The following is a 9641-nucleotide window of genomic DNA, read 5'->3' as shown; positions in this document are numbered from 1 at the left end:
TGGGGGGGGCGAACTTTTTAATTTTGGACTGGAATATCTTTATGGGTCATGTCCATATTACCGTGGACAAGGTGGGGGAAGACCAAGCGGTCTGACCATGCAATGATATTACCTTGCATGAAGAAGGAGAAGGCCGTCCCAATGTTCAAAGCAACAATCTTGCCTGAAACTGCCCAACAAAGTAAGGAGATACTAATGGCGAAGATGAAGTTAGACATCTGGGCCTTGGGGGCTGAACCGTGGAAGTACGAGAATCGTAAGATGTTGGTCATATCGTCGATTGGGTGCAAAATGAAGTTGACCCGTTGGTAGGCCGAGATTGCCACCCCAACCATCGCTACGCCAAATAAGTCTAGGATGATTTTAAGCCAAAGGGCTTGGCTTTGAATGCCCATTGAGATAAAGAGGCTATTGAAGAAGCCGGCTAAAAAGGAAAACATTAAGCCGAAGGCAATATTGCCCATAAAACGCTTCAAAACAAACTTATGAGCCAAGAAAATGTTAGCGATGGCAACCAAGAAGGTTGTGCCGGCCAGGTAGTAGGCGATGGGAACGCCAGTAACATTGGACAAGTTAGCGGCACCAGCGGTCCACGGAGCTGAACCTAGGTTCGTGGAAACAGAAAGACCGTTGCCAAGTGAATCAAAAAACAGAGATAAGAAAAAGTAGAAATAAACTTGGTGCCAACTGAGTTCTAAATATTTGCCATCGCGATAGTACATAAATCACTCCTCAACCCTCATCATTAAAATTACATTAGCTTCATTATAAAATAAAAAGCCGTTAAAACCAACGGCTTAAAACTTTATTTTTTCTTTAAGGAGAGTTTAACGACACCTTCCCAACGCGGTGTTTGGGGGAACATGTCAACAGGTTGAATGAAGTCAACTTGGTAAACGTCCTCAAGCTCTGCCAAGTCGCGGGCCAAAGTTGAGGGGTTACATGAGATGTAGACAAACTTCTCAGGCTTAGCCTTTAAAATGGCACGGATAAAGCCGGGTTCCAAACCGGGACGGGGTGGATCAACGACCAAGGCCGTTGGCTTAAAGCCATCGCGGGCCCATTGTGGGAAGACGTCTTCCGCTGTACCGACTTCATAATGAGCGTTTTCGATATCGTTATCCACTGCGTTCTTTTTGGCATCGGCCACGGCTTCGGGAATGATTTCCATTCCCCGAACTTCCTTGACCAAAAAGGCCATTGAAAGTCCCAGAGTTCCGACTCCGGAATATGCATCAACTAACCGGTCATTCTTACTCAAGTTTAAGGCTTGGATGGCTGTTTCGTAGGTCTTGGTCATTTGCTCGTAGTTCAATTGCAAGAAGGCCCGTGGTGAAAGTGAGAATGTTAGTCCGAGAATTTCTTCCTGGAGGTAATCATCACCCCATAGCTTAACCGTTTCTTCACCCCAAATCAAAGAGGTTTTTCCGGGATTAATGTTCTGGAAAATTCCTGTAATAGCAGGGATCTTTTCAGTTAAGGAACTAATGATAGCTTCTTGACCGGGGAATTCTTCGGTGTTGGTCACTAAGACAACTTGGGCCTGACCGGCTTGGTTGGCTCGGACAATCACCGTCTTGACTAAACCGGAATTCTTCTCTTCATTGTAGAAGGAAACGGAAGCAGCATCCAAGATTTGACCAACTTGGCGGACAATCGTCATCGAACTTTCGTCTTGGGTCGCAATCTGTGGTAAATCAACCAAATCGTGTGTGCCACGCTTGTACAAACCAAGCTTCAATTCACCCTTAATTTTCCGAATGGGCAATGAGGCCTTGTTCCGGTAGTGGTAGGGTGTTTCCATGCCAAGGGTGTCCTTGATTTGGAAATGTTCATAGCCACGGGGTTGGAACTTCTCTAGGGCTTGTTGAATCAGGTCCTTTTTAAAGGCCAGTTGGGCTGGATAAGCCAAGTGGGCTAATTCGAAACCCCCAACCAAGTCAGCAGCTGGATCTTCTGGTTCGACCCGGTCTTCTGACCGTTCGCGGATTGTTACGACCTTGGCTTCGATAAACTTTTCAGTAAAGTCGGTCACTTTGGCCGTGACCACTTCACCGGGCAAAGCCCCCGGAATAAAGACAATCTTGCGCTTGAAGTAGCCAATTCCTTCACCGTTAATACCGAGACGCTTAATGGTGAGTGGAAATTTTTGGCCAATTTTTACTTCGACTGGCCGGTCTTGGCCAGGACGGCTGCGGTAGTTGTTGTTTGGTCGGCGAGATGATGAACTGTGTCCTTGGTCTTTTGACCAGTTCGAGTTCTTTTGGCCCTTGTAACCACCTTGGTTAGGCTTTTTACTGTAGGGCTTGTGTCCGTTTTTGGCAAACGGCTTTGAGTGTTGATTTTCTTGAGGCATAAATGTTCCTTTGTGATTGGTCTTAATCGGTTACTTGGCTTTGGGACTCAAGCTTGATTTGATAAGAAAGTGGTTGGTTGGTATAAAGTGTGTGAATGTTTTGCATCAAAAGCAAGAGCCAAGAAATACCCAGGCCAAGCATAATGATTTCAAAAGCAGTTAGTGACAGATAGCGGATACCATAGAAGAGAAAAGCTGAAGCCATCATGCCGAGAGCAGTTCCTAGAGAAAAGAACCTAAATTCTTTAATGGCATTTGGTAGGAGCCAGTAACTTAAGAGCATTGGCAAACCGGTGCCGAGGATTAGGAGGTTGGCGGCTAAATCATGGGCAAAGTGTGATAGGCCAGGATTATTGGGTAAAGCGCCAATTGATAACAGGCACAGGGCGTCAAATGTTAAAAAGATTCTTAAAATCCAAAGCCGCCAATTTTTTGGTAACCGCTTTTGAATGGGCACGAAGAGGTAGTCAATCAAGGTTGCCCAGAGAATTCCAGCAATAATTAAGGTGGCATTGAAAGTCCAGGCAAAATGGGCCTTAGACGTTCCTAGAAAGGAAAAGTTATGTTGCCACCAAAGTTGTTGGGAATTGGTCACCATAGCCACCAAGACACCACAGGCGATGGTCACAATCAAGAGACTCATCATAAAGGGGGTTGAAATTAACGTTACCAGGTAAACCATTAAGTAGTTGATGATGCCAATGAAGACAAAAAATAAGATTGTGGCAGTCAGCCGATCAAAGGAAGCGGCTTGGAACAGGTAGCCGATGGCCCAGAAGAGGGTGACAGAAGCAAAGGCCTGGATTAGGGCAATCGATAGGAGCAAAGTTGGAGCAAGCCGCCATTCGGTCCGTCTCTCAACGGGGTCGGTCTCAGCCGCAATTTTTTGTAAGTGCAGGCGGATAAAGGCCCCCATTCCGGTTAATTCACCGACGAAGATAACGGCAGTCGCAATGGAGTTGTTTCCCGTTAGGGGAATCAAGGCATTTTTTTGCCAGAGGATATAAAAAGCAAAGGCGATGGTCGCTAAAATAGTCGGGATTAAAAATCGGCGAATCGATAACTCTTGGCTGGCGCTTTGTTTTTTAAGGGGGGTCAGCGTAAGGGCCCCGGGTTTGACGCTGAGACTTAAGCTATCGCCGGCCTCCAGGTGCAGGCTTTCTAGGGCTTCAACGGGGATTTCAAGTTGGTAATGCTGGTTGGCCATTCGGCACCTCAATATTTAATAGTAGAAACTCTTAAAAGAAATTAGAGTGACTCTGCCCGCAACCGCATGGTTAACCGGGTTAGCTTTATTTTATAAAAAAAATCAAAAAATAGATATAGCACACTTGTGTTATATCATATATGTGCTATAATAATAGTTGTGGAGGTGGAAGAATGTTAGTAAAAGGAAATACGAATTGGGGTGACCAAAATGGTCCGCTTTAATATCAAGGCTTATCTCATTGATAAGTCACTAACAATCTATCGAGTTTCAAAAAGTTCCGGTTATGGTTATACAACCATTCATCGGTCCTTTAACAAAGCTCAAAGTCAGGCCACGTCCCTCAACATTCGTGACTTAGATGCCTTAGCCCGGGCCCAGAAAATGGAAATGTGGCAAGTCTTAAAGGAATTGGAACAAAACTATCAAAAGCCGGATCTAACGGCAGAGGAATTAAATCAGATTGATGATTTAGATTCTGATAAATAAATCATAGTTTGAGCCAATTTCAAACATGAAAAAATATATAAACTAGAGGAAGGTAAATTTATTCATGGCAAATCAAAACGATGCATTTAACAACAACTTTAACTCAGATATGAACAGTATCTTTGACAATATGATGGGTAACTTAGGTGGAATGAATTCCGAAAACCGTCGTTATCTCATCAACGGCCGAGAAGTAACTCCTGAAGAGTTCGCACAATATCGGCAAACCGGTCAGCTCCCTAATGATGCGGCAGCTGGTCAAACGGCTGGCAATGGTCGCCCACAAGCAGCCAAGCCAGGACAAGTTAAGCAAGATGGTGTCTTAGCTAAGTTGGGTCGTAACTTAACCCAAGAAGCTAAAGATGGCTTGCTTGACCCAGTTATCGGACGAAACAAGGAAATTCAAGAAACAGCGGAAATTTTGAGCCGTCGAACAAAGAATAACCCTGTCCTCGTTGGAGATGCTGGTGTTGGTAAGACTGCCGTTATCGAAGGTCTTGCACAGGCAATTGTTGCCGGGGATGTCCCAGCAGCTATCCAAGACAAGCAAATCTACTCAATTGATATTTCTGCTTTGGAAGCAGGTACCCAATACCGTGGTGCCTTTGAAGAAAACGTCCAGAAGTTAGTCGACGAAGTTAAGCAAGCCGGTAACGTGGTCTTGTTCTTCGACGAAATCCACCAAATCCTTGGTGCCGGATCAACCGGTGGGGAAGACGGTGGTAAAGGCTTGGCAGATATCTTAAAGCCAGCCCTTTCCCGTGGTGAGTTGTCTCTAATTGGAGCCACCACTCAAGATGAATATCGGAACACGATTTTGAAGAACGCTGCCTTGGCTCGTCGTTTCAACGAAGTCCAAGTTAATGCTCCTTCAGCTGCCGATACTCTCAAGATTTTGGAAGGTATCGCACCACTCTACGAGAAGCACCACAACGTTGAATTACCTGAAAATGTTTTGCAGGCAGCGGTGGACTACTCAATCCAGTACATTCCACAACGGTCATTACCTGATAAGGCCATTGATTTGATCGATATGACGGCTGCCCACTTGTCAGCTAAGAACCCTGCTACTGACAAGGTTACTTTGGAAAAGAAGTTAGCAACTTTGAAGCAAGACCAAGAACAAGCGGTTGCTGCTGAAGACTTTGAAAAGGCCTTGAAGGTTAAGAACGAAATGGCCGACATTCAAAAGAAGATTGATTCAGCTAAGAACGTCGACAAGGTTAAGGCCACACCAAACGATGTTGCTGAAGCCGTTGAACGGTTGACTGGTATCCCAGTTTCACAAATGGGTGCCTCAGATATTGAGCACTTGAAGCAAATCGATGCTCGTTTGGCCGGTAAGGTTATTGGTCAAGACGAGGCCGTCAATATGGTTGCTCGGGCCATCCGTCGTAACCGGGCCGGCTTCGATGAAGGAAATCGTCCAATCGGATCATTCCTCTTCGTCGGACCAACTGGTGTTGGTAAGACCGAATTGGCAAAGCAATTAGCTCAAGACCTCTTTGGTTCAAAGGATTCAATCATCCGTTTGGATATGTCTGAGTATTCTGACTTAACTGCAGTTTCAAAGTTAGTCGGAGCAACTGCTGGTTACGTTGGTTATGACGACAACTCAAACACCTTGACTGAAAAGGTTCGTCGAAACCCTTACTCAATCGTCCTCTTGGATGAAATTGAAAAGGCCAACCCACAAGTCTTGACTTTGCTCTTGCAGGTCTTAGACGATGGTCGGTTGACTGATGGTCAAGGAAACGTTGTGAACTTCAAGAACACGGTTGTGATTGCAACTTCTAACGCTGGCTTTGGTTCAAAGGAAGCCGAAGAAGGCGAGTTGATGGATCGGTTGGCAAAGTTCTTCCGTCCAGAATTTTTGAACCGTTTCAACGGTGTGGTTGAATTCTCAGCCTTGACTAAGGAAGACTTAGGACAAATCGTTGACTTGATGTTGGCCGATGTTGACAAGACCTTGGCTAAGAAGGACTTGACATTGACAATCTCGGACGATGTTAAGAACCACCTTATCGAGGATGGTTACGATGAAGCCCTTGGAGCTCGTCCACTTCGTCGAGTAATCGAGCAACAAATCCGTGACCAAGTCACAGACTTCTACTTGGACAACCCAGGCAAGAAAGCTCTTTCAGCCGACATGGTTGATGGCAAGGTTGTGATCTCAGCTGTTGAAGAAGCAGAACCTGCTGATTCAAAGTCTGAAGACGCCAAAGACTAATGAATTGATTACAAATTAACCCCAGTCGGGTCACCGACTGGGGCTTTTCTTATTCTGTAAAGTTTTTCAGGATATAAGCTTTGAAGAAGGGTAAGGCTAACCAGTAGAAATCGTGGTCGACACATTCAATCACACCGAGGTTATCCAGGTCTGCGAGAATGGCTTTAATTTGCCCCTTGGTCTGATGAATTCGGCTAACTAAGTCTTCTGCTTGGACAAAGCCTCGGACTGTGGTTAAGGCAACAAGCATTTCTTTGCCACTTTGTGTTAGGTCGTGGCTAATGAGGTCGTAGACGGTTCGTTCCAGGTCAGCCTCTGCATTGGCTAGCGCTTCGGGTAGTGAAGGGGGACGATGGTCTAACTTTACTTGGGACCAGATATAAGAGCCAAGGAGTTGAACGAGGTAGGGATAGCCTTGAGAAGCCTGGGCCATCGCTGTGGCCAAAGGTTGACTGATTGGAATATCTGCCGTTTGAAAGGTCTGGTAGTACATGGTAGCAACTTGGTCTTGGTCGAGCGGTGTTGTCCGGTAGCGGGCGGACCGGCTCAAAAAGGACAGGGCTTTATCTTGACCAATTTTACTGGTTAACGAAGGCAGGCCGGCAACGATAATCATGACGTTGTAGTTATGGCGTTGCCACTGTTGGAAGGCGGTGCCGATGGCTCGAAGACCGAGAAGGTCGGCTTGGCCTTCATCGACGGTGATGATGAGCTTGTTGGGTGCTAGGTTGGGCTGTCCCTGCATTTGAAAATCATCCATAAAGGTGGTGATGGCCTGAGAGAATGGCACTTCGGTTTTTTGGTGTTCAAATCGCACGGCCACCAAGCCACTGACGGTCAGCGTTAGGTTTTTAATCTTTGGTAGCATCCTTTGGTCTTGGTAGAATTGGCTAATTTGACCCAGAATTTGTTCAGCCAGGGACTTGGCCTTACCAGCAGTAGTAGAAATCACAAATAAGTCTGCTTCGTCTTGGGCAGACTTTTCAAATTGATCTAAGATGGTCGTCTTGCCGCCACCTCGGACACCGGTAATGAGGGTTTTGGTGTACTGACTGTTGGGGTGGTCAACAGCAAAGGCCAGGTGGTCTTGAATTTGTGACCGACCAATGACTTCCTGTGGTGCTTTCCCAAAAGCGGGAGTAAAGGGACTGTCTGGGATATTTTGATAACGTTTCATGGCACTAACCTCGGTGTCTTAAACCTTGTGGTATTGCCTACTTCTGCCTTTATTTTATGAAAAAATTGAGCGCTTGTACACTGGACGTTTTTGCTGTACTTTGTCTTGTTTATTGCGCCCGTTGGAAAATTAAAAACCGTTTATTCCACATTGGAATAAACGGTTAATCAGTTTTACACCTGGACCTGACTTAATCAAGGCGGCAGGCTTCATCTTCCGGTCGGCTCGGCAGGGCAACATCTTGGTATTCATCAGCGAACCGTCGAAAGAGGACGGCCGCATAGCGACAGGCTGGTTGGATTTTTTTATTTTCCATCCGGGCTTGGGCTACGACCGCGTCAACCAACTGGCGGGCGATATTTTGACCGCGGAGAGCAGGGTCGACGTAGGTATGGTCTAAGACCAAGATTGGCCGGTTGGGGTCCGTTTTGTAGGTAACTTCGCCGCGGGTTTGGCCATCTACTTGGTAGTAAAAAGCACCGGGTTGAGCAATGATAGTCATGGAAACCTCCAATCTGCTGGGGATGGTTTAGAAATCCCCCTCGATGACGTATAATAAACTGGTTATATGATAAATTTACCAGAATGTAAAGGGGTTTGAAATGAAAATTCGTGGATTTGAAATTGTGAGCAAGTATGTAGAGGCCGGTCTCACCCTGCCGGCTCGGTCAACTGAGCAAGCAGCCGGCTATGACTTTGCTGCTGCCGTGGATATCACAATTCCGGCTAAAAGTGCGAACAACCAAAAGCCGGTCTTAGTACCAACTGGAATCAAGGCCTACATGCAAGCTAATGAATACTTGCAACTCGTTTCGCGGTCATCATTGCCCAAGAAGAAGCACTTGGTGATGCCCAATGCCGTTGGGATTATTGATGCCGACTACTATAATAATGAACAAAACGAAGGCGAAATCATGGTTCAAGTCCTTAATTTGAGCGATGAAGAAGTCGTCATTGCCAAGGGTGACCGGATTGCCCAAGGAATCTTCTTACCATATTTGTTAGCTGACCAAGACGCCGACAGCATTAAAGCTGTGCGGGCCGGTGGCTTTGGGTCAACTGGGGAGGGCTAATGGCCAAGGTTAAAACCCAATTTATTTGTTCCAACTGTGACTTTATTTCGGCCCGGTATTTAGGTCGGTGCCCGAACTGCGGCGAGTGGGGAACCTTTGTTGAGGAAACGATTCAACCGGAAACCACTAACCGCAAGGCCCGGGTTGGCCTCGACGGAAAGGCCGCCAAGGTTCAAGCCATCAATGATATTTCCTTGGAAGAAACGCCCAAGGTCAAGACTGGTTTGAAAGAACTGAACCGGGTCTTGGGTGGTGGCGTTGTTGCTGGTAGCCTCGTCCTTATCGGTGGGGATCCCGGCATTGGAAAATCAACGCTCCTGCTCCAGGTCTCAGGCCAGTTGTCCGAGAAGGGGAAGGTCTTATACGTGACCGGGGAAGAATCGGCTTCGCAGGTCAAAATGCGGGCTGACCGCCTCCAAGTTGGCGGCCAAGACTTTTACCTCTATCCCGAAACGGATATGACGGCCATTAAGAAGCAGGTCGAAGAGTTGCAGCCAGACTTTTTGGTGATTGATTCAGTCCAGACGATGCAGGAACCGGATGTCACTTCACCGATTGGGTCGGTGGCTCAAATTCGCGAAGTCACGGCTGACTTGCTTCAGATTGCCAAGACCAATAACATCTCGGTCTTTATCGTTGGTCACGTAACCAAAGATGGGGCCATTGCCGGTCCTAAGATTTTGGAGCACATGGTTGATACGGTCTTGTACTTTGAAGGGGACCAGCACTATAAGTACCGGATTCTCCGGGCCGTTAAAAACCGGTACGGGGCGACCAATGAACTGGGCATCTTTGAGATGCGTGACTTTGGTTTGTCCGAGGTCGAAAACCCGTCGGAAATTTTCTTGGAAGAACGGTTGGCCGGGGCGACTGGATCGGCGATTGTCGCTACCCTGGAAGGGAACCGGCCCATCTTGGCCGAACTCCAGGCCCTAGTGACGCCATCCGTCTTTGGTAATGCGCAGCGGACGGCGACTGGCTTGGACCGCAACCGGGTTTCGGTCATCATGGCCGTCTTGGAAAAACGGGCCGGCTTGCTCTTGCAAAACCAGGATGCCTACTTGAAGGCCGCTGGGGGTGTCCGCCTGGATGAACCAGCGATTGATTTG

9 protein-coding genes are annotated in these 9641 nt (G+C 47.0%); 4 read left to right on the top strand and 5 right to left on the bottom strand.

Translation table 11 applies throughout. The features are described 5' to 3' along the window. Positions 1–17: 17 nt before the first annotated feature. From AOQ29_RS01790 to AOQ29_RS01780, 3 genes are all read right to left on the bottom strand, one after another. Positions 18–722, bottom strand: coding sequence for a hypothetical protein (locus AOQ29_RS01790; RefSeq protein WP_061992836.1), 705 nt, complete (start codon positions 720–722; stop codon positions 18–20). Between the two features lie 83 nt (positions 723–805). Continuing rightward, positions 806–2356 (bottom strand): 23S rRNA (uracil(1939)-C(5))-methyltransferase RlmD, encoded by a 1551-nt coding sequence (rlmD, locus tag AOQ29_RS01785; protein WP_083989215.1) that lies wholly within the window; start codon positions 2354–2356, stop codon positions 806–808. Positions 2357–2378: 22 nt separating this feature from the next. Next, positions 2379–3563: an AbrB/MazE/SpoVT family DNA-binding domain-containing protein gene (locus tag AOQ29_RS01780; protein ID WP_061992835.1), complete on the bottom strand. Its 1185-nt coding sequence runs from the start codon at positions 3561–3563 to the stop codon at positions 2379–2381. Positions 3564–3773: 210 nt separating this feature from the next. Between AOQ29_RS01780 and AOQ29_RS01775 the strand changes: the two genes are divergently transcribed. Together AOQ29_RS01775 and AOQ29_RS01770 are read left to right on the top strand one after the other, a co-directional pair. Further along, positions 3774–4052, top strand: coding sequence for a hypothetical protein (locus tag AOQ29_RS01775; RefSeq protein ID WP_061992834.1), 279 nt, complete (start codon positions 3774–3776; stop codon positions 4050–4052). Positions 4053–4116: 64 nt separating this feature from the next. Then, positions 4117–6282, top strand: coding sequence for an AAA family ATPase (locus tag AOQ29_RS01770; RefSeq protein WP_061992833.1), 2166 nt, complete (start codon positions 4117–4119; stop codon positions 6280–6282). Positions 6283–6331: 49 nt separating this feature from the next. Here the strand turns inward: AOQ29_RS01770 and AOQ29_RS01765 are convergent, their stop codons facing one another. Together AOQ29_RS01765 and AOQ29_RS01760 are read right to left on the bottom strand one after the other, a co-directional pair. Further along, positions 6332–7459: a P-loop NTPase family protein gene (locus AOQ29_RS01765; protein WP_061992832.1), complete on the bottom strand. Its 1128-nt coding sequence runs from the start codon at positions 7457–7459 to the stop codon at positions 6332–6334. 190 nt (positions 7460–7649) lie between these two features. After that, positions 7650–7961 (bottom strand): GNAT family N-acetyltransferase, encoded by a 312-nt coding sequence (locus AOQ29_RS01760; RefSeq protein ID WP_083989213.1) that lies wholly within the window; start codon positions 7959–7961, stop codon positions 7650–7652. A gap of 100 nt (positions 7962–8061) precedes the next feature. On the opposite strand from AOQ29_RS01760, the gene dut reads away from it, so the two are divergent. Continuing rightward, positions 8062–8532, top strand: a complete 471-nt coding sequence (dut, locus tag AOQ29_RS01755; protein WP_083989211.1) for a dUTP diphosphatase — start codon at positions 8062–8064, stop codon at positions 8530–8532. After that, a partial coding sequence (radA, locus tag AOQ29_RS01750; protein WP_061992831.1) for a DNA repair protein RadA occupies positions 8532–9641 on the top strand: 1110 nt, incomplete at its 3' end. The genes dut and radA, both read left to right, overlap by 1 nt.

This window comes from Fructobacillus ficulneus, from assembly GCF_001047075.2.
In the GTDB taxonomy this organism is placed as follows: domain Bacteria; phylum Bacillota; class Bacilli; order Lactobacillales; family Lactobacillaceae; genus Fructobacillus; species Fructobacillus ficulneus.
The sequence above is the reverse complement of the archived record's forward strand: the minus strand, read 5'-3'. Positions and strand labels throughout refer to the sequence as shown.

Bases quoted from the DNA above. Each gene is read 5' to 3' on its own strand.
- AOQ29_RS01790 (WP_061992836.1), bottom strand. From the start codon at position 722: ATGTACTATCGCGATGGCAAATATTTAGAACTCAGTTGGCACCAAGTT.
- rlmD (WP_083989215.1), bottom strand. From the start codon at position 2,356: ATGCCTCAAGAAAATCAACACTCAAAGCCGTTTGCCAAAAACGGACAC.
- AOQ29_RS01780 (WP_061992835.1), bottom strand. From the start codon at position 3,563: ATGGCCAACCAGCATTACCAACTTGAAATCCCCGTTGAAGCCCTAGAA.
- AOQ29_RS01775 (WP_061992834.1), top strand. From the start codon at position 3,774: ATGGTCCGCTTTAATATCAAGGCTTATCTCATTGATAAGTCACTAACA.
- AOQ29_RS01770 (WP_061992833.1), top strand. From the start codon at position 4,117: ATGGCAAATCAAAACGATGCATTTAACAACAACTTTAACTCAGATATG.
- AOQ29_RS01765 (WP_061992832.1), bottom strand. From the start codon at position 7,459: ATGAAACGTTATCAAAATATCCCAGACAGTCCCTTTACTCCCGCTTTT.
- AOQ29_RS01760 (WP_083989213.1), bottom strand. From the start codon at position 7,961: ATGACTATCATTGCTCAACCCGGTGCTTTTTACTACCAAGTAGATGGC.
- dut (WP_083989211.1), top strand. From the start codon at position 8,062: ATGAAAATTCGTGGATTTGAAATTGTGAGCAAGTATGTAGAGGCCGGT.